Consider the following 19522-nt stretch of genomic DNA (forward strand, 5'->3'; position numbering starts at 1 on the left):
CCTCTCACAGCGGTCTTTCTAGCTTTCCGCAACCCCATGGTCGTCCATGATGCGGATGTAGCGCCAAGTGGATAGACGCCGCGCGGGGGTTTCGTGACGGTACTGGTGCACAGTCAATACGTCGAGAGCCCGTGTACCCCAAGGCTTTGGACTCATATGGCTGCTGACGGAGAGTGAAATAATATCGTCGTCGGCGTTCGGGTGGCGGTCGGTGCGTACGGGTGAACGAAGTGGCAGATAGGCTGCCGCAGCTCAACGTCGAACGAGCCACGGGGGAGTGTCGTGTTCGGAATGGTCCGGCCCTGCCGTCACCGATTGAGTGAAGCTCTGAGAACACAGTGGATGGCACATCTGTGCGGGCTGTGCCTCGCGCTTCGCGGAGACCACGGGCAGCTGGCCCGGGTCGTCACCAACTACGACGGGCTGCTGGTCTCGGTCCTGACGGAGGCTCAGTCGGAGCGGACCGCGGGAGGGCGGCGCACGGCAGGGCCCTGTCCGTTGCGGGGCATGCGCACCGCCTCGGTGGCGCACGGTGAGGGGGCGCGGCTCGCGGCCGCCGTGTCGCTGGTGCTCGCCTCCGCAAAGGTGCGCGACCACATGGCCGACGGGGACGGGATGCTGGCCCGCCGGCCGGTGGCGTTCGCCGCGCGCCGGGTCGCCCTGAGCTGGGGCAGGGCCGGTGCCCGCACCGGCTCCGACGTCGGGTTCGACACCGCCGTGCTCGTCGACGCGGTGGAGCGGCAGTTCGGGATCGAGACGCTTGCCGGGCCGGGCACATCGATACTGACCGTCACCGAGCCGACCGAGACGGCCACGGCCGCGGCCTTCGCGCACACCGCGGTCCTGGCCGGGCGGCCCGGCAACGCGGAGCCGCTCGCCGAGGCGGGCCGGCTGTTCGGGCGGCTCGCCCATCTGCTGGACGCCGTGGAGGACAGGGAGGCCGACGCCGCGTCGGGCTCCTGGAACCCGTTGACGGCGACCGGGACGTCCCTGGCCGAGGCCCGCCGCCTCGCCGACGACGCGCTGCACGGCATCCGGCTCGCACTGCGCGAAGTGGCCTTCACCGACGGCCGGCTCGCCCATGTCCTGCTCGCCCACGAACTACGGAACTCCGTCGACCGGGCCTTCGGCACGACCTCCTGCTCGCACGCGCCCGAGCTGTACGGCCCGCCTCCCTCCGGGCCGTACGCGCCCGGCGGCCCGGCCGGGCCGCCGCCCCCGGAGCCGCCCCGCCGCGACCGGCGCGGGCTGGTCGCGGGCTGCGCCGTGTGGCTCGGGCTCGCCTGTACCTGCCAACTCTGCTGCGGAACCTACGAGGATCCCTGGACCCGGGAACGCAAGGACGCGGCCTGCCAGGACTGCGGGGACTGCTGCGACTGCTGCGACGGCTGCGGCAACTGCTGCAGCGGGTGCGATGGTTGCGACTGCTGCGACTGCGGCTGCGACTGCTGACTTTGAAGCGGCGCCCCCGCGCGCCGGCCCGATGACGGCGGGGCCTGCCCGGCGAGGAGGAGCGGCCGCCCGACGGGCCGTCACCGGGGTCGCGGCCGCGCCCCTTTCGCCGACGCGGGTTGCTCCGGACGGACGCAGCCGATGGGTTCATCCTCCTGTGCCGTCCCACGCCGGGTGAACACGTCGAGTTCGTGGGCCGGGGCGCGCCGTTGATCCGGAGCGGGGCGCCCCGCACGCGGAATACACGGGCACCACGATGCGCTCGCATCTCGGGCCTGCGGATTCCGTGTGGAAGGGTTGATCGCATGACGACGGACGCATCCGACGAGTGGAAGCAGTGGCACGAGCACCGCACCGCGCGGGTGTCGGGGCCCTACGGACCGCTCGCGCTGACCGGCACCTACTGGCTGGAGGACCATCCGGAAGGACGGATCCCGGAAGTCCCCGGGCAGTGGACGCAGGACGGTGACGCGGTGGTGCTGACGGCCGTCGAGAAGGACGGGCTGACCGTCGACGGGGTGCCGTTCACGGGCAAGGTCCGCCTCGAGGCCGACCGGGGGCCCGTGGCCGCCGCCCGTGTCGCGGCCGGTGAGCGCCGCCTGGTCGTCCTCGTCCGCGAGGGAGTGTGGGGTGTGCGCGACTACGACCCCGGCTCCCCGGGCCGCCGGGCCTTCAGGGGGATCGACGCCACGCCGTACGATTCCCGCTGGTCGCTCGAGGGACATTTCACTCCGTACGGCGAGCACCGCACCGTACGCGTCGAGAACGCCGACGGGCGCCACCGCGGGCTCGGCCTCGGCGGTGTGCTCGCCTTCACGCTCGACGGGCAGGACCTCACCCTCCAGGTCTCGGTCGAGGACGACGGCTCGCTGTGGGCCGTCTTCGCCGACACCACCAGCGGGGACGGCAGTTACCCCTTCCGGTTCCTGCGGCCGCCGGCGCCCGACGCCGAGGGGCGTACGACGGTGGACTTCAACCGGGCACTGCTGCCTCCGTGCGCGTTCGCCGACCACTTCGTCTGCCCGTTCCCGCCGCCCGGCAACACGCTGCCCGCCGCGATCGAGGCGGGCGAGCGGACCCTGCTCCAGACGGCCCGTCAATCTCCCTGGTCATCTGTAAGTTGAAGGCCGTACGGCCGAAAGCCGCCCTTGCGCCGGTCGGTCGTACGGTCGAATACTCCCCCTCAGCGCTTGTCAGGGCCACGACTTGTCCGGAATCCGGGCAGGCCGTCCTTGGCTGCGCCTCACGGGCCCCAACCCCACGTGGGCCCCCGACTTCCCTTGGAGGGAACGAAAAGTGAGGATCAAGCGCACCACCCCCACCAGCGGCATCGCGAGACGGACCCGGCTGATCGCCGTGGCCACCGGATTCGTGGCCGCTGCCGCGATCGCGGTCCCCAACGCGAACGCGAGCGACGCCCGGACCTTCAGCACCAACCAGCTCACCCAGGTGAGGGACTCGGTGCTCAAGTCCGATGTCGCAGGCACCGCCTGGGCCGTCGACGCCACGACGAACCGCGTGGTCGTCACCGTCGACAGCACGGTCTCCAAGGCCGAGATCGCGAAGATCAGGGAGGAGGCCGGAGGCAACGCCGACGCCCTCACGATCAAGCACACCTCGGGCAAGTTCAACAAGCTGATCTCCGGTGGCGACGCGATCTATGCGAGTAGCTGGCGCTGCTCCCTGGGCTTCAACGTCCAGGACTCCAGCGGGAACTACTACTTCCTGACCGCGGGCCACTGCACCGACGGCGCGGGCACCTGGTGGTCGAACTCCTCGCACACCACCACGCTCGGCACCACGGCCGGCTCCTCCTTCCCCGGCAACGACTACGGCATCGTGCGCTACACCAACAGCTCGGTGACCAAGTCGGGTGCCGTGGGCAGCCAGGACATCACCAGTGCGGCCACGCCCTCGGTCGGCACCACCGTCTACCGCCGCGGCTCCACGACCGGGACGCACAGCGGCCGGGTCACCGCGCTCAACGCGACGGTCAACTACGGTGGCGGCGACATCGTCAGCGGTCTCATCCAGACCACGGTCTGCGCCGAGCCGGGTGACTCCGGTGGCCCGCTGTACGGCGGCTCCACCGCCTACGGTCTGACCTCGGGCGGCAGCGGCAACTGCACCTCCGGCGGTACGACCTTCTTCCAGCCGGTCACCGAGGCCCTCAGCGCCTACGGGGTCCACGTCTTCTGACGCGATCCCGAACCGCACACCCCGACCTGCAGCCGGCAGGAGGGAGCCCCCGCACGCAACTCCGCGTGCGGGGGCTCCCCTTTGCCCGCTCGGCGGAGTTACCGTCGAAGGGCACGTGGCAGGTTCGCGTGCAGTCCCCTGAGCACGCCCACTTCGGACCCTGGGGGGCCGACATGGTCGAGGAGCTGGTGACGGCGGGGGTGGCCCTCGCGTCCGTCGGGGTCGTCTACGTGACGGCGGCGGCCCGGGTCGTCAAACAGTACGAACGAGGAGTGGTGTTCCGCCTCGGGCGGCTCAGGCCCGAGGTCCGGGGGCCCGGCCTCACGATGGTCGTGCCCTTCGTGGACCGGCTCCGCAGGGTGAATCTGCAGATCGTGACGATGCCGGTGCCCGCGCAGGAGGGCATCACCAGGGACAACGTCACGGTGCGCGTGGACGCCGTCGTCTATTTCAAGGTGACCTCACCCGCCGAGGCGATCGTCCGGGTCGAGGACTACCGGTTCGCCGTACTGCAGATGGCGCAGACCTCGCTGAGGTCGATCATCGGCAAGAGCGAACTCGACGATCTGCTCTCCAGCCGTGAGAAGCTCAACCAGGGTCTGGAGCTGATGATCGACAGCCCTGCGGTGGAGTGGGGCGTCACCATCGACCGCGTCGAGATCAAGGACGTCTCGCTGCCGGAGACGATGAAGCGGTCCATGGCCCGGCAGGCCGAGGCCGACCGCGAGCGGCGCGCCCGTGTCATCAACGCCGACGGGGAACTGCAGGCGTCCAGGAAGCTGGCGGAGGCGGCCCAGCAGATGGCCGCGACACCCGCCGCGCTGCAACTGCGGCTGCTGCAGACCGTGGTGGCGGTCGCCGCGGAGAAGAACTCCACCCTCGTCCTGCCCTTCCCGGTGGAACTGCTGCGGTTCCTGGAGCGGGCCCAGCAACCGGTGGCGGCGCCCCCCGAACAGCAGGCTCCGGCGACCCCGCCGCCGTCGGCCGTGACCGGTGAGCAATCGGTGCAGGAGCAACTCCCCACCGCCGCAGCCGACCTGGATTCGGAACCTGATGGGTCGAATTCAAGACAGGACTAGACCTCGCGGTCGGCCGAGGGATAACCCTCGCGTGGCATTTGCAGCGGGAATCGAACCGGAGGGAACAGGCGTGGTCAAGCGGCAGGGGCCGCGTATTTGTTGACCTGCGCGCGTCCTGAAGTCGGCCTTGTGTGCGCCCTGCGGGCGTCGGAATAGTGGGCTCCGCACGGTGGGTACGGACGCGGCTCGTTCGGTGTGCCGCCCTCGTGCCCCTACGCCTTCCGGTCGCGGCGGTCCCCACAACTTCCGCGACCGACCCCCCACAGGAGGACGTGAGTTGAAGCACCGACGCATATCCGGGCGGCGAGCCGCCATGGCAGGCGGGGCTGTCGCCGCACTGATCGCAGCGGGCGTCACCTTCCAGAATGCGAACGCGAGCGAGGCGCCGAAGACCGGGACGCCTCGCACTCTCTCGGCCGAAGCGGCCGGAAAGCTCGCCTCGACGCTCGGTCAGGACCTGGGTTCCGGCGCGGCCGGAACGTATTACGACGCGAAGACGAAGCAGCTGGTCGTCAACGTGCTCGACGAGTCCGCCGCGCAGTCCGCCCGGACGGCCGGCGCCACGGCCAGAATCGTCCAGAACTCCCTGGCCGAGCTGGCGGGTGCCCGCACCACGCTCAAGAAGGACGCGACCGTCCCGGGCACCTCATGGGCGACCGACCCGAGGACCAACAAGGTCGTCGTCACGGCCGACCGCACCGTCTCGAAGGCGGAGTGGGCCAAGCTCTCCAAGGTGGTCGACGGGCTCGGCGGGAAGGCCGAGATCAGGCGCTCGCCGGGTGAGTTCAAGCCCTTCGTCGCGGGCGGCGACGCCATCACCGGCTCCGGCGGGCGCTGCTCGCTCGGCTTCAACGTGGTCAAGGGCGGCCAGCCGTACTTCATCACCGCCGGACACTGCACCGAGGCCATCTCCAGCTGGTCCGACGCCAGCGGCAACGTGATCGGCCGGAACGAGCAGTCCAGCTTCCCGGGCAACGACTTCGGCCTGGTCGAATACACGGCGGAGGTCGACCACCCGAGCGCGGTCGACCTCTACAACGGCTCCACGCAAGCGATCACCAAGGCGGGTGACGCGACCGTCGGCGAGGAGGTGACCCGCAGCGGCTCGACCACCCAGGTGCACTCCGGCACGGTCACCGGTCTGGACGCCACCGTGAACTACGCGGAGGGCACGGTCAGCGGCCTCATCCAGACCGACGTCTGCGCCGAGCCCGGTGACAGCGGCGGTTCGCTCTTCGACGGTGACACCGCGATCGGCCTCACCTCGGGCGGCAGCGGTGACTGCACCTCGGGCGGCGAGACCTTCTTCCAGCCGGTCACCGAGGCGCTCTCGGCCTTCGGCGCCCAGATCGGCTGATCTCCCGCGGCCCGACGGAGTCCCGCTCCCGGATGTGTCCGGGGGCGGGACTTTTCCATGGGCCGGTCCGGCCGGCCCCGGGGCGGCCGGACCGGTCGGCGTTCGCCCAGGTGGGGGAGGTTCGAACGGATGTCGCACGACAGTTCGAAAGTTGGTTTATGGTGGGAGCGGGGGATGGGAACGAACGTTCGAGAGCCGTATGCGGGGCTCACGGGTACGGGAGGTGCGTGTGCCGGGTTTCACGCATCTGCACACCGTCTCCGGGTTCTCCATGCGATACGGCGCCTCGCATCCGGAGCGGCTGGCCGAGCGCGCCGGTGACCTGGGCATGGACGCCCTGGCGCTCACCGACCGGGACACCGTCGCGGGCACGGTCCGGTTCGCCAAGGCCTGCGCGGCGGCGGGCGTCCGGCCGCTGTTCGGGGTGGAACTCGCGGTGACGGAGGCCGAGCCGGCCCGGCGCACGAAGGTACCGCCTGTCCATGGGGGGCCCGCCGATCGAACGGGGGAGGAGCCGGAAGCCCCCGGGAGGCGCCGTGCCCCCGTGCGCGGGGGTGCCTTCATCGACGAGTCGACACCACGTGTGACCTTCCTCGCCCGGGACGGCGCCCGCGGCTGGGCCGATCTGTGCCGGCTCGTCACCGCCGCCCATTCTCCCGAGTCCCTGTCCCCGGGCACCCCGCTGCTGCCCTGGGCCGACAACCACGCCGAGGGTCTGACCGTCCTGCTCGGCCCCGCCTCCGACGTGGGCCGCGCCCTGGCCGCGGGACGACCGGACCGTGCGGCGAGACTCCTCGCACCCTGGCGCGAGGTCTACGGCGACGCCCTGCGCCTGGAGACCGTCTGGCACGGTCGCACGGGTACCGGACCGGGCTCGTTGCGCCTGGCCGCCCGCACCCTCGGATTCGCCGCCGAACAGGGAGTGCGCCCGGTGCTCAGCAATGCCGTGCGGTACGCGGACCCCGGCCTCGGCCCGGTCGCCGACGTCCTGGACGCCGCACGCCGCCTCGTCCCCGTCGACCCCGCCGGGGAGCTGGACTCCGGGGAGGCCTGGCTCAAGGACGCACCGGCCATGCTCCGGGTCGCCGAACGGATCGTCGAGGCCGCTGGCTACCGGCGCGACACCGCCCACCGCCTGCTGGAGCAGACCCGGGACACCGCCGCCGAGTGCGTGGTCGACCCCGAGGACGACCTCGGCATCGGCACCGTCCACTTCCCCGAGGCCCACCTCGTGGGCGCCGGCCACCGCACCGCCCAGCGTGCGCTCGCCTCCCGGGCGGCGGCGGGCATGGTGCTGCGCGGCTACGGCGCCCGGCGTGCCTACTGGGAGCGGATGCACGAGGAACTGGACGTCATCGCCCACCACGGTTTCGCCTCCTACTTCCTCACGGTCGCCCAGGTGGTCGACGACGTACGGAGCATGGGCATCCGGGTCGCCGCACGCGGCTCGGGCGCGGGTTCCCTCGTCAACCACCTCCTCGGCATCGCGCACGCCGACCCGGTCGAGCACGGGCTCCTGATGGAGCGTTTCCTGTCCAAGCGCCGCCTGGCCCTGCCCGACATCGACATCGACGTCGAGTCCGCCCGCCGCCTCGAGGTCTACCGCGCGATCATCGACCGCTTCGGGACCGCGCGGGTCGCGACGGTCGCGATGCCGGAGACCTACCGTGTCCGCCACGCGATCCGCGACGTGGGCGCGGCCCTGTCCATGGACCCGGCCGACATCGACCGCATCGCCAAGTCCTTCCCGCACATCCGGGCCCGCGACGCCCGCGCGGCCCTCGACGAGCTGCCCGAACTCAAGCCCCTGGCCGCGGAACGGGAGAAGTACGGAAACTTCTGGGAACTGGTGGAGGCCCTCGACGCCCTTCCGCGCGGAATCGCCATGCACCCGTGCGGGGTGCTGCTCTCCGACGCCTCCCTCCTCGCCCGTACGCCGGTCGTGCCGACCAGCGGCGAGGGCTTTCCGATGTCGCAGTTCGACAAGGACGACGTCGAGGAGCTCGGACTGCTCAAACTCGACGTGCTCGGGGTGCGGATGCAGTCCGCGATGGCGCACGCGGTCGCGGAGGTGCGGCGGACGACGGGGGAGCGGCTCGACCTCGACGCCGTCGGACCGGGCGACCCGGAGACGTACCGCCTCATCCGCACCGCCGAGACGCTCGGCTGCTTCCAGATCGAGTCACCGGGCCAGCGGGACCTGGTCGGGCGACTCCAGCCGGCCGACTTCCACGACCTCGTCGTCGACATCTCGCTGTTCCGGCCGGGTCCGGTCGCGGCCGACATGGTGCGGCCGTTCATCGACGCGCGGCACGGGCGGGCGCCCGTCCGTTACCCGCACCCCGACCTGGAGGGGCCGCTGAAGGAGACGTACGGCGTCGTCGTCTTCCACGAGCAGATCATCCACATCCTGGACATCATGACCGGCTGCGGACGGGACGAGGCGGACCGGGTGCGGCGCGGGCTGTCCGAGCCGGAGTCGCAGGGGCGGATCCGGCTCTGGTTCGCCCAGCAGGCGGCGGCGAACGGATACAGCGCAGAAACGATTCAGCGCACTTGGGAGATCGTCGAGGCGTTCGGCTCGTACGGCTTCTGCAAGGCGCACGCGGTCGCCTTCGCCGTGCCGACGTACCAGTCGGCGTGGCTGAAGGCCCATCACCCGGCCGCCTTCTATGCGGGACTGCTCACGCACGACCCCGGGATGTACCCGAAGCGGCTGCTGCTGGCGGACGCGCGGCGCCGGGGGGTGCCGATCCTGTCGTTGGACGTGAACAGGTCGGGTGTCGCTCATCGTATCGAACTGGTGTCTGAACCAACCGGTTCCGCCGCCCGCTGGGGGCTACGGCTCGCGCTCTGCGACGTCCACGGCATCAGCGAGGCCGAAGGGCAGCGGATCGAGGCCGGGCAGCCGTACGCCTCCCTGCTCGACTTCTGGGAACGGGCCCGGCCGAGCCGTCCCCTTGCACAGCGGCTCGCGCAGGTCGGTGCGCTGGACGCGTTCGGCGCCAACCGCCGCGACCTGCAACTGCACCTGACCGAACTCCACCGGGGTGCCCGGGGCGCGGGCGGGGGGCAGCTCCCCCTGGCCGGGGGGCGGAGGACCGCCTCGGCGGGGCTGCCCGACCTCTCCGCGGCGGAGCGGCTCAGTGCCGAACTGGGCGTGCTCTCCATGGACGCCTCGCACCATCTGATGGACGACCACCGAGCGTTCCTCGACGAACTGGGCGTGGTGCCGGCGCACCGGCTGCGCTCGGCACGGCACGGGGAGACGGTACTGGTCGCGGGTGCCAAGGCGGCCACCCAGACCCCGCCGGTCCGCTCCGGCAAGCGGGTCATCTTCACCACCCTCGACGACGGTACGGGCCTGGTCGACCTCGCCTTCTTCGACGACTCCCACGACGCCTGCGCCCACACCGTCTTCCACTCCTGGCTGCTGCTGGTGCGCGGGGTGGTGCAGCGAAGGGGGCCGCGCAGTCTCAGCGTGGTGGGCGCCGCCGCCTGGAACCTCGCGGAACTCGTCGAACTGCGTGCCGAGGGCGGCCTCGACCTGGTGGCGGAGCGGCTGGCGGTACCCGCCCCGCATCAGCAGGACGGCGACGGCGACGCGGCGAAGGGCCGCCGGATCCGCATGACCACGGGGTACGAGATGAACCCCTGGTCCGATCTGCGTCCCGCGGGCGAAGGCCCCGCGGGTGGAAAGAAGTTGTGGCACCAGAGTCCGGGGAGTGCGGGATGACCATCCTCTGCGTACGTTTCCAGCTGGCTCCGACGGACGAGGCGGCCCTGTCGGGGCTGCTCGGACTCCTGGAGGAGTTCACGCCCGTCGTCGAGGCGCTCCCGCCGGACGGGGCGCTGGCCGATCTGCGGGGCGCCGGGCGGTACTTCGGGCGGGACACCGCCGAACTGGCCACGATGATCCGCGTACGGGCCCTCGCACACCACGGGGTCGACTGCGCGATCGGGGCAGGACCCGGGCCGATGCTGGCCCGCACGGCGCTGCGGGAGGCGGCACCCGGGACGATCCGGCTGGTGCCCGAAGGGCGCACGGCGGCCGCGGAGTTCCTGGCCGGCCTGCCCGTCAGGGCGCTGCCGGGGGTCGGTGCCGTGACCGCCCGCACCCTGTGCGAGTACGGGCTCGACACCGCCGGCGAGGTCGCCGCCGCACCGCTGTCCACGGTGCAGCGGCTCGTCGGTGCCCGGGCCGGCCGTGAACTGCACGAGAAGGCCAACGGAATCGACCGGGGCCGGGTCGTGCCGAACGGCGTCTCCCGCTCCCTCGTGGCCGATCGCCCCTTCACCCGCGACGAGCTGGACCCCGACCGGCACCGGCGCGCACTGCTGTCGGCCGCCGAGGAACTGGGCTCCCGGCTGCGCAGTGTGGGCCGGGTGTGCGGTGTGCTCACCCTCACCACGCGCTACGCCGACCGGTCCTCGACAACCCGCAGCCGCACCCTCGCCGAGCCGACCGCGCACTCCGCCGCGCTCACCACCGAGGCGTACCGCATGTACGAGGCGCTCGGTCTGCAGCGCGCCCGGGTGCGTGCGCTCGTCCTGCGCGCCGAGGGACTGACCCCCGCCGAGCAGGCGACCCATCAGCTCACCTTCGACCCCGTGGACGACAAGGTCCGCCGGCTCGAGGAGGTCGCGGACCGCGCGCGGGCGAGGTTCGGGCCGCACGCGGTGATGCCGGGGACGCTGGCCGCGTAGGCGTCAGCGCGCCCACGGCGGAACGATCCGCGTGCCGTCGGCCAGTTGCGCCTCCAGTCCGATGGAGGTGGTGACCCAGGAAACGGCGACCTCGCCCGTCGGGTTCTCGATGCCGAGGACCGCACCGGGATTGACGATCACCGTGTCGCCCGCGGTGATCCGTTCGGTGCGGCCGTCGAGCGTGATGAGCAGTTCACCGGCGAGCAGGTGGAAGATCTCCTCCCGGTCGACGGTGTGCACGGGTGCGCGGGTCCCCGCGGGGATCTCCCCGCGCCAGGCGCACAGCTCTCTGCTGCCGGTCAGGGGGGTGGCGTACGAGATGAACCGGGCGCCGTGCATCTCGTGCGTGACGGCCTCGGACGAGCGGACCACGGGCATGGATGTCTCCTCCAGAAATGGTCAAGTTGCTTGACTACTTCTATGGTCAAGCAGCTTGACCACCGGGTCAAGGGTGTTTCAATGCCCGGGTGCAGAACTCCGAAGCCATGGCCCTGTCCGCCGCCCTGCTCGCCGTCGCCGGCGAACTGACACAACGCATCCACGACGGTGTCGTCGCGCGCGGCTTCGAGGGGCTGCGGCCCGCGCACGGTTTCGCGTTCGCCCGGCTCGCCCCGGACGGTGCCACCGTGACGGAGCTGGCCGCCCATCTCGGGGTGACCAAACAGGCGGCGAGTCAGCTCGTCGACGAGATCGTGCGCAAGGGCTACGCGGAGCGGCGTCCGCATCCCGGGGACGCGCGGGCCCGGCTGGTCGTGCTGACCGAACGCGGCTGGGCCTGCACCCGGGCCGCCGAGGAGGCCGCGGCGGAGGCCGTGCGGCCGTGGGCGGAGCTGCTGGGGGCCACCGAAATCCGCTCGTTGCAGCGCCAGTTGCTGCGTATCGCACCCTATGGGCCGATCAAGCCCGCATGGTGACGAGTCATCGCATACGCCTGGGCCATTACCAGGAACCCCGGCTGTACGAGGATGCATCGAAAATTTTTTACTGACGCGTAACTTCACAGTTGTCCTACTCGTTCGTAACTTGACGAGTGAACAGCATCCCGTGATCCGGATCGCAGGGGCGCAAGGCCGTCGTACCTCCCTCGAGCCGCAAGGAGATCACCCGATGCTGCCCTGGAAACGCCTGTTCAGACCACTCGCAGCACTCCTGCTGACGACCGCCGTCGCCGTCGTCCCCGCCGCCGGAGCGCAGGCCGCCGCGCCGAGTGGGGGAGCCCCCTCGCTCCAGCAGAGCCCAGCCTCCGCGAGCGGCTGGAACGACTACTCCTGCAAGCCGTCCGCCGCCCACCCCCGCCCCGTCGTCCTCGTCCACGGCACCTTCGCCAACTCCGTCGACAACTGGCTCGCCCTCGCCCCCTACCTGGAGGACCGCGGCTATTGCGTCTTCTCCCTGGACTACGGTCAGTTGCCGGGCGTCCCCTTGTTCTACGGACTCGGCCCCATCGCCGACTCCGCCGGACAGCTCCGTACCTTCGTCGACAAGGTGCTCGCCGCGACCGGTTCCGCCGAGGTCGACATCGTCGGGCACTCGCAGGGCGGCATGATGCCCCGCTACTACCTCAAGTTCCTGGGCGGCGCGGCCAAGGTGAACGCCCTCGTCGGCATCGCGCCCGACAACCACGGCACCACCCTGAACGGGCTCACCAACCTGCTGCCCTACTTCCCCGGAGCCGAGGACCTGCTCTCCGGCGCCACCCCCGGTCTCGCCGACCAGGTGGCCGGCTCGGCGTTCCTGACCAAGCTCAACGCGGGCGGCGACACCGTCCCCGGAGTCCACTACACGGTCATCGCCACCAAGTACGACGAGGTGGTCACGCCCTACAGCTCGCAGTTCCTCAGCGGATCCGACGTCCACAACGTCCTGCTGCAGAACCTGTGCGTGCTCGACCTCTCCGAGCATGTGCTGATCGGACTGACCGACCGGATCGCCTTCCACGAGGTGGCCAACGCCCTCGACCCGGCGCACGCCACCCCGACCACCTGCGCGTCCGCCTTCAGCTGACGCACGAGTGCCACCACCGGACGTCCGTAGCCGTCCCCAGCCGCTGCGGCCGTCGCCGGGGCCTGTCCGACCTGAGCCGCCGGACAGGCCCCGGAGCCTCACCACCCACGCCGGCCGCCGGCTTTGCGGCGGAGCGGCACGGAGGGGGACTCCTGGAATCCATCCCGTGGGGGCTGTGCTCAGCAAGCTAGCCCCGGGAAACCGCGAATTCGCCTGCTGGGGGCGGGCGGACGAGATCCTTATGGCGCCGTTAAGGCGGGGCTAACGGAGCGATCAGGAAACGATGTCAGGACGGGCTTCCTCATCCGCGGCCCCGCCCCACGCCCCACGGTGGAGCGGGCAGGCGGGCGGGCTTCGGTCACTTCAGCACCTCCCCCACCAAGTCCAGCCCCAGGTCGTGGGTGTGGTGGACCGAGAGGCCCTCGTCGAGGAACCAGTCGTCGGTGGCTTCCGGGTGGGGGCCCACGACGCCGACGCGGCCGTCGCCGAAGGGGGCGACCAGAGCGGCGACGGTGCCGTTCGGATAGGTGGCGAGGACGGTGACGTCGGCGTCGCGATCGAGGACGAAGTGCGGGCCGTCCTGGAAGTAGAGGGTGCGCGGGAGGCCGCGCCATGCGGTTTCCACCAGGGTGTCGCGGTCGTGGTGGACGGTGGCCCCGGGTGTCGCGATGTACTGGTCGGTGTCGCCGGGAAGGAGCGCGAAGCCGGGGGTGGCGCCGGCCAGATAGCCGCCCAGGCAGAAACCCAGATAGCGCCCGCCGCCATGGACGTAGTCACGGATTTCGCCGGCGTGTCTCTTCAGACGGCGGTACGCGGCGGAAAGGGTGCCGCCGCCGGGCTGAGCGTAGACCCGGGCGTGGGCCAGGGCCGCGGCGGAGAGCGGGATCTCCTCGTGCGGTCCGGTGTAGCGGACGTCGAGGTCCCAGGGGCCGGAGGCGAGGAGTGCGGCGACCGCCTCGGAGCAACCGGCGGGGCGGGCGGCCGGACCGCGGTAGACGAGGGCCAGGGGGCGTCCGCCCGGGAGGGGGAGCGGGGGCAGTTTCGGGGACTGCCGCGCACCGAGGGCCCGGCGGAGGGAGTCGAGGAAGTCGGAAGCAGGAGGCATGGATTCCCTCAGGGTGAGCCGGGGTGAGGGTGGTCGGCGGAACGGAGGACCCGGCCCTGGGCGGGGACGCCGCGCCATGCCGTGCCGGGGGTGAGGTGCTCGCCCTTCATGACCAAGGAGAGGGCGTCGAGCCAGACGCCTTCGCCGACCACCCCGTCGTACAGCACGACCGTGCGGCTGCCGACGGTGGCGCCCGCCCGGACGGTGACCTTCGACATCTTCATGACCCGGTCCTCGAACAGATGCGTCTGCAGGCTTACGCCGGGGCCGATCGCCGCCTCGTCGCCGACCTCGACCAGGTCGAACTCGGTGAGGAAGGTGGTGTTGATCCACGTGCGCCGGCCGATCCGTGCGCCGAACAGACGCAGCGCCGGCGGCAGGAACGGGGTGCCGGTGAGGGTGGCGAGACCGGCGGGGACGGCGGCCGCCTCGTACAGACCGGTGACGAACTCGGTGCGGCGGACGAACCAGCTCCACAGGGGCGCCACATGTGGCTCGTAGGTTCCGATGACGAGGCGTTTGAGCAGGGCGCAGTAGACGATGACGGTCAGGCCCGCGGCCATGAGGAGGAGGGGGGCGAGGAGGACGGAGAGGGCCGCGCCGCTGTGGCGGGCGATGCCGGTGAGGGCGAGCAGGAAGAGGAGGGTGGTCACGCCCAGAAGGGACGCGGGCATGGTGACGCGGAAGAACTCGATGGCCAGGCGGCGGCGGACCGCCTTCGGCGTGGGCCGGAACGTCAGCTCCTCCGGGAAGTTGCCGCTGCTCTGGCGCTGCGGGAGGTGGATCGCGGGCGAGCCCAGCCAGGAGGTGCCGGCGGGCACCCCGTCCTGCGGCGGGACGGTGCCGACGCCGATCAGGGAGTCCGACCCCGTCCGCGTCCCGGCAGGCAGGTATGCGGCGTTGCCGACGAACGCATGGCGGCCGATCTCGGTGGGCCGGCAGTCGACCCGGCCGCCGGCGAAGGCGGCGCCGCCGACCCCCGCCATGTCCGCGACGAAGCTGCCCTCGCCGAGCGCGAGCAGGTCCGGATCGAGATGGGAGGCGGTGGAGACCTCGGCGCCGGGGCCGATGCGTGCGCCCAGCAGCCGTAGCCAGGGGACGGTGTAGAGGGTGGCGTAAAGGGAGTTGGTGACGGCCAGGCTGGCTTCCAGCAGCTTGTCGGAGAACCACTTGCGGACGCCCAGGACCGAACGGACCGGATGAGTGCCGACCGGGGAGCGGTGCAGCACCAGCCGCTTGGCGAGGGCGATCGCGGCGCAGGCGGTGACGACGTAGAGCGGGCCCGCCAGGACGAGGGCGGCCAGGACCGCGGGCGGGGTGCCCCAGTCGAGCCAGATGAACCAGACCAGCGCCGCGCTCGGCAGCACGACGGCCAGCCTGAGGGTTTCGAGGAGGGCGACACCGAGTTGCGCCGCGGCGACATACCGGGGCCGTCGGCGTTCGGCCGTCCCGCCGGCCCGCAGCATGTCCTCGATGCGCGGGTCCAGTGCCTCCAGCGCGACCGGCGGCGATCCGGCCCAACGGGCCCCGGCCGGCACCACCTCGCCCTCGCCGAGCACCGACTGCTCGCCGAGCCCGGATTCGGCTTCCATCCGGGCGCCCGGCTCCAGCACCGTGTGCGCGCCCACATAGGCGCGAGAGCCGATGGTGATCGGGGCGACCGTCACCCAGCCGTCCGCCACCCGCCAGGCGTGCAGCATCGCGCCGTAGCCGACCGACGCGTCCGCGCCGACCCGGAGCAGGGACGGCAACGGGATCGCGCCGGTGGCGATGGTCGTCCGCGGTCCGATCCGGGCGCCCAGCAGCCGCAGATAGCCCCCCACCAGAGGGGAGCCGCTCAGCGCGGGCAACGGGCTGACCCTCAGCAGCAGAGCGAGCGCCCAGAGCCGGAGATAGGTCGCGCCCCACAGGGGGTAGCGGCCCGGCCGGATGCCGGCGGAGAGGGGGCGGGCGAGGACGAGGGGCAGCAGCCAGCGGATGCCGAAGTAGCTGACAAGTGCGGCGAGCAGGGGCTGCACGGGGACCGGCGACTGGCCGGTTGCCTGGCCCGTCTGCCGGCTCAGGACATCGGCGAGGGGGAGGGCGATGAGGCAGAGCAGGAGGTAGATCACCCCAGCCTGGACCAGACCGGCGGCGGCGATCCGGCCGCTGCCGTGCCGAAGCGGGCGGGGGCGGGCCAGGGGGGTCGAGGGCGAGCCGTCGGCAGCAGGGGCCGGGCCCGCACCGTGTGTTCCGGAGGTGGCGGTGGCGTCGGGATTGTCCAGGCGTGCGGCGAGTCGGCCCACGGTCGGGTTGGCGTAGAGGTCGCGCAGGGTGGGGCCGACATCGGCTCCGATGCCCCGGCCGCGGAGCAGCGACACGGTCTGGGCGGCGAGCAGTGAGTGCCCGCCGAGATCGGCGAAGAAGTCCGCCTCGGTCGACAGCGTGTCGGGGGTGATGCCGAAGACCTCCGCCCAGACGTCCCGCACCCGGGTCTCCAACTCGCCCCGCGGGGCCTCCACATGCCCATGGCCGACCAGTCTTCGGCCGGTCGGGGCGGGCAGCCGCTTCCGGTCCACCTTGCCGCTCGGCAAGGCGGGCAGCCGAGGCAGGACGTCGAGGAAGTGCGGGACCATATAGGCGGGGAGCCGATGTCGCAGGTGCTGGTGCAGGCGGGCGATCAGGGCATCCTCGTTCCCCGTCCGGGCCCGCGCCGTGCCGGTCTGCCGCGCCGTGCCGTGCGGGGCCGGCACCACGTACGCGGACAACTCCCGGCGGTTCCCCGCTCCGTTGTGGTCCGGTATCGCGACGAGTGCGGTGGCAGCCTCGGCCACGCTGGGATCTTCGAGCAGCACGTTGTCGATCTCGCCGAGATCGACCCGGTATCCCCGGACCTTGACCTCGTCGTCTGCGCGCCCCAAGTACTCGATCTCGCCGTCCGAGGTGATCCTGCCGAGGTCGCCGGTGCGGTAGAGCCGACTGCCCCGGGGCGCGAGCGGGTGTTCGATGAAGCGTTCCGCGGTCAGTTCCGGGCGCCCCACATAGCCCCGGGCGACACCGGGACCGCCGACACAGATTTCGCCGACCGCCCCCGCCGGCGCCGACCGGCGACGGTCGTCCAGCAGCACCACCGTGTAGGTGGGCAAAGGCTTTCCGATCGTGACCGGTCGCCCCGGCCGGAGTTCCGTGACGGTCGCGGTGACGGTCGTCTCCGTCGGCCCGTACGTGTTGAGTATCCGGCGCCCGGGCCGGCTCCACCGTTCGACGAGCTGAGCCGGGCAGGCTTCGCCGCCGACCAGGATGGTACGGATCCCCGGCACATCCCTGGGGATCGTCGCCAGCAGCGTCGGCACGCAGTACAGCACCGTGATCCCGGACTCCGCCAGTGCGTCGCCCAGTTCGGCGCCGAACAGCCCGGATCCGGAGCCGACCGGCCCCGCGACGAGGGTCGCGCCGACCGTCCAGGTCGGCCAGATCTCCTCGATGGAGAAGTCGAACGCGATGATCATGCCCTGGTGGACCCGGTCCTCCGGCCGTATGTCGTAGATGTCCGGGACGACGTCGAGGAAGTTGCAGATGCTGGAGTGCGCGACGGCCACGCCCTTGGGGCGGCCGGTGGAGCCCGAGGTGTACATGATGTAGGCGAGGGGGTCGTCGTCGGCCGTGCAGGCGGTGGGGTCGTCGGCCCACGGGCCCGCCGTCTCCCGCCGGGCACCTGACGCCGCGGCCCGGATGTCCGGGGCGTCCGGCCGGGTGGCCGGTACGGAGGCCAACGCGGCCCCGCACCGGTCGAGTTCCACCAGCCGCGCCCGCTCCCCGGGGCACGGCGTCCCGAGGTCCGGCTGCACGCGGTCCGACACCTCTGCCGTCAGCTCGGACACCGTCAGCACCGCGTCCACCTGCGCGTCCGCCGTGATGAAGGCGATCCGGTCGGGGGGCGCCGCCGGGTCGACCGGTACAAAAGCGGCGCCCGCCTTGCCCACCGCCAGCAGCGCGGCGTACATGTCCACCGATCGCGGCAGCAGGATCGCGACCCGGGATCCTCGGCCGATGCCCAGCCCGCGGAGGAGGTGCGCGAGCCGATTGGCGCGGGCGTCCAGTTCGGCGTAGGTCAGGACGTGCTCCCCGCACTCCAGTGCCGTTGCCGAGGGCACCCGATCACAGCTGGCTTCGAAGAGTCGGTGCAGGCGCGCCGCGCCCCTGTTGGTCGTGGCCATGACTCCATCGCATCGCCGAACCCCGGTGATCGCATTTCCGGTTCGGAGCACCCCGTTGACCTGCCCCTTTTCGCGGGGGGTGAGGGCTGCGCCGGGCGCGGGTCCGGAGCGGGTACGGCGCCCTGCTCCTGCGCCGCTGCCGCCGTACCGGTGAGACCCCTTTCCACCGCCCCCGCACTGTGGCCGTGACGCTCGCCCGTCACCGGACCACCGACCCGTCGTCCGACACCGAGCAGATCCCGCTCGCCGGGCCCGAACTGCGTGTCCCGCTGCGGGCCACGGTCCTGCCCGCACCTCCCGCAACCTGCCGAACGCCCTGCACCGGTCGTAGTGGTGACACCGTGACCAGCACCGTGCGGCCGCCTGTCACCGCGGCTGGAACAAGATCGCCGCCACCACCGGGGACCCGTCCCGTCCGGCCGGGCACCGCCCGGCCCTACAGCCGCACGGACGCCGCCACCGGCAGATGGTCGCTGCCGGTGGCCGGGAGCGTCCAGGCGGAGCGCGGTTCCATGCCGCGCACCAGGATGTGGTCGATCCGCGCCACGGGAAACGACGCCGGCCAGCTGAGACCGAAGCCGGCCCCCGACTCCTCCTGCGCCGAGCGCAGGCGGGAGGTGACCGCGGCCAGGGCCCGGTCGTCCGTGGTGCCGTTGAAGTCGCCCATGAGCACGATGCGGGGCAGCGGTTCGGCGCGCAGGGCGGCCGCGAGACGGCGCGCGGCGGCGTCACGCGCGTCCGTGCCGAAGCCCGATGCGGCCGAGAACCGGACGGACAGCAGATGGGCGACGTAGACGGCGACCGGCCCCTCGGGCGTGCGGACCGTGGCACGCAGAGCGCGCGGCCAGGGCGCGATGTCGACGGTCCGGGTATCGGCGAGCGGGTAGCGGCTCCACAGGCCGACGGTGCCGTGTATCGAGTGGTACGGGTAGTCGGCGGCCAGCGCCGTGCGATACGTGGCCGTGGCCTCGCCCAGCTCCTCCAGGGCCAGCACGTCGGCGCCGGAGGCGGCCAGGACACGGGCGGTGTGCCCCGGGTGCGGGTTGTGCTCGTTGACGTTGTGCGTCACGACCGTCAGGTCCGCTCCGGCCGCCCGCTTGTCGAGGAGGGTGCCGCCGAACAGCGAGGACCAGACGACGGCGGGCAGCAGTACGGCCACCGCGGCGGTCGCGGAGCGCCGGACGGCCGCGCACAGCAGCAGGAGCGGCACGGCAAGACCGGTCCAGGGCAGGAACGTCTCGATGAGGCTGCCGAGGTGGCCGACCCGGTCGGGGACACGGGAATGGCCGAGCATCACCAGCACGGACAACGGTGCCGGCGCGGCGGCGATCCGGCCTCGCCGCCAGATGCCGGGGTACGGGCCCGGCCGTCGCGGGCGATCGGGCGCGGGCGGTGCCGGCGGAGTTCCGAGGAGGGTGGCCAT

13 protein-coding genes are annotated in these 19522 nt (G+C 72.0%); 9 read left to right on the forward strand and 4 right to left on the reverse strand.

Features of this window, described 5'->3' with window-relative positions; translation table 11 throughout:
- Positions 1 to 282 precede the first annotated feature (282 nt).
- The 7 genes from ACSHXN_RS31555 to ACSHXN_RS31585 all read left to right on the forward strand — a co-directional run bounded on the left by ACSHXN_RS31555 (position 283) and on the right by ACSHXN_RS31585 (position 10794).
- Complete coding sequence (locus ACSHXN_RS31555) at positions 283 to 1452, forward strand: DUF5685 family protein (protein ID WP_438304545.1); 1170 nt, start codon at positions 283 to 285, stop codon at positions 1450 to 1452.
- Positions 1453 to 1757: 305 nt separating this feature from the next.
- Positions 1758 to 2576: a DUF1684 domain-containing protein gene (locus ACSHXN_RS31560; protein ID WP_356110694.1), complete on the forward strand. Its 819-nt coding sequence runs from the start codon at positions 1758 to 1760 to the stop codon at positions 2574 to 2576.
- A 172-nt stretch (positions 2577 to 2748) separates the two neighbouring features.
- Positions 2749 to 3651: a S1 family peptidase gene (locus ACSHXN_RS31565; RefSeq protein ID WP_355132501.1), complete on the forward strand. Its 903-nt coding sequence runs from the start codon at positions 2749 to 2751 to the stop codon at positions 3649 to 3651.
- 173 nt (positions 3652 to 3824) lie between these two features.
- Entirely contained in the window at positions 3825 to 4730 is a 906-nt protein-coding gene (locus ACSHXN_RS31570; protein WP_355132630.1) for a slipin family protein, read from the forward strand.
- 277 nt (positions 4731 to 5007) lie between these two features.
- On the forward strand, positions 5008 to 6087 hold the full coding sequence (locus ACSHXN_RS31575; RefSeq protein ID WP_356110692.1) for a S1 family peptidase: 1080 nt from the start codon (positions 5008 to 5010) through the stop codon (positions 6085 to 6087).
- Positions 6088 to 6316: 229 nt separating this feature from the next.
- Positions 6317 to 9823: a DNA polymerase III subunit alpha gene (locus tag ACSHXN_RS31580; protein WP_355132503.1), complete on the forward strand. Its 3507-nt coding sequence runs from the start codon at positions 6317 to 6319 to the stop codon at positions 9821 to 9823.
- Positions 9820 to 10794: a DNA polymerase Y family protein gene (locus tag ACSHXN_RS31585; RefSeq protein ID WP_356291194.1), complete on the forward strand. Its 975-nt coding sequence runs from the start codon at positions 9820 to 9822 to the stop codon at positions 10792 to 10794. The genes ACSHXN_RS31580 and ACSHXN_RS31585 overlap by 4 nt, the downstream gene beginning before the upstream one ends.
- Before the next feature lie 3 nt (positions 10795 to 10797).
- Here ACSHXN_RS31585 and ACSHXN_RS31590 read toward each other — a convergent pair whose 3' ends face one another.
- Complete coding sequence (locus tag ACSHXN_RS31590) at positions 10798 to 11172, reverse strand: cupin domain-containing protein (protein ID WP_355132505.1); 375 nt, start codon at positions 11170 to 11172, stop codon at positions 10798 to 10800.
- An 89-nt stretch (positions 11173 to 11261) separates the two neighbouring features.
- Here ACSHXN_RS31590 and ACSHXN_RS31595 point away from each other — a divergent pair, with 89 nt between their 5' ends.
- Together ACSHXN_RS31595 and ACSHXN_RS31600 are read left to right on the forward strand one after the other, a co-directional pair.
- Positions 11262 to 11708: a MarR family winged helix-turn-helix transcriptional regulator gene (locus ACSHXN_RS31595; protein WP_355132506.1), complete on the forward strand. Its 447-nt coding sequence runs from the start codon at positions 11262 to 11264 to the stop codon at positions 11706 to 11708.
- Positions 11709 to 11901: 193 nt separating this feature from the next.
- The gene (locus ACSHXN_RS31600) at positions 11902 to 12798 is read left to right on the forward strand and encodes an esterase/lipase family protein (RefSeq protein ID WP_356110685.1); all 897 of its coding nucleotides are present in this window, start codon (positions 11902 to 11904) and stop codon (positions 12796 to 12798) included.
- Between the two features lie 358 nt (positions 12799 to 13156).
- Here the strand turns inward: ACSHXN_RS31600 and ACSHXN_RS31605 are convergent, their stop codons facing one another.
- The 3 genes from ACSHXN_RS31605 to ACSHXN_RS31615 all read right to left on the reverse strand — a co-directional run bounded on the left by ACSHXN_RS31605 (position 13157) and on the right by ACSHXN_RS31615 (position 19522).
- Complete coding sequence (locus ACSHXN_RS31605; RefSeq protein WP_355132508.1) at positions 13157 to 13903, reverse strand: BPL-N domain-containing protein; 747 nt, start codon at positions 13901 to 13903, stop codon at positions 13157 to 13159.
- Positions 13904 to 13911: 8 nt separating this feature from the next.
- Entirely contained in the window at positions 13912 to 18099 is a 4188-nt protein-coding gene (locus ACSHXN_RS31610) for a Pls/PosA family non-ribosomal peptide synthetase (protein WP_438304549.1), read from the reverse strand.
- Positions 18100 to 18535: 436 nt separating this feature from the next.
- Positions 18536 to 19522, reverse strand: coding sequence for an endonuclease/exonuclease/phosphatase family protein (locus ACSHXN_RS31615; RefSeq protein ID WP_438304551.1), 987 nt, complete (start codon positions 19520 to 19522; stop codon positions 18536 to 18538).

This window comes from Streptomyces sp. HUAS TT11 (genome assembly GCF_051553595.1).
In the GTDB taxonomy this organism is placed as follows: domain Bacteria; phylum Actinomycetota; class Actinomycetes; order Streptomycetales; family Streptomycetaceae; genus Streptomyces.

Coding starts and splice junctions, on each gene's coding strand:
- ACSHXN_RS31570 (WP_355132630.1), top strand. CDS start 3,825: ATGGTCGAGGAGCTGGTGACGGCGGGGGTGGCCCTCGCGTCCGTCGGG.
- ACSHXN_RS31615 (WP_438304551.1), bottom strand. CDS start 19,522: ATGGCCACCCTCCTCGGAACTCCGCCGGCACCGCCCGCGCCCGATCGC.
- ACSHXN_RS31585 (WP_356291194.1), top strand. CDS start 9,820: ATGACCATCCTCTGCGTACGTTTCCAGCTGGCTCCGACGGACGAGGCG.
- ACSHXN_RS31590 (WP_355132505.1), bottom strand. CDS start 11,172: ATGCCCGTGGTCCGCTCGTCCGAGGCCGTCACGCACGAGATGCACGGC.
- ACSHXN_RS31600 (WP_356110685.1), top strand. CDS start 11,902: ATGCTGCCCTGGAAACGCCTGTTCAGACCACTCGCAGCACTCCTGCTG.
- ACSHXN_RS31610 (WP_438304549.1), bottom strand. CDS start 18,099: ATGGCCACGACCAACAGGGGCGCGGCGCGCCTGCACCGACTCTTCGAA.
- ACSHXN_RS31560 (WP_356110694.1), top strand. CDS start 1,758: ATGACGACGGACGCATCCGACGAGTGGAAGCAGTGGCACGAGCACCGC.
- ACSHXN_RS31605 (WP_355132508.1), bottom strand. CDS start 13,903: ATGCCTCCTGCTTCCGACTTCCTCGACTCCCTCCGCCGGGCCCTCGGT.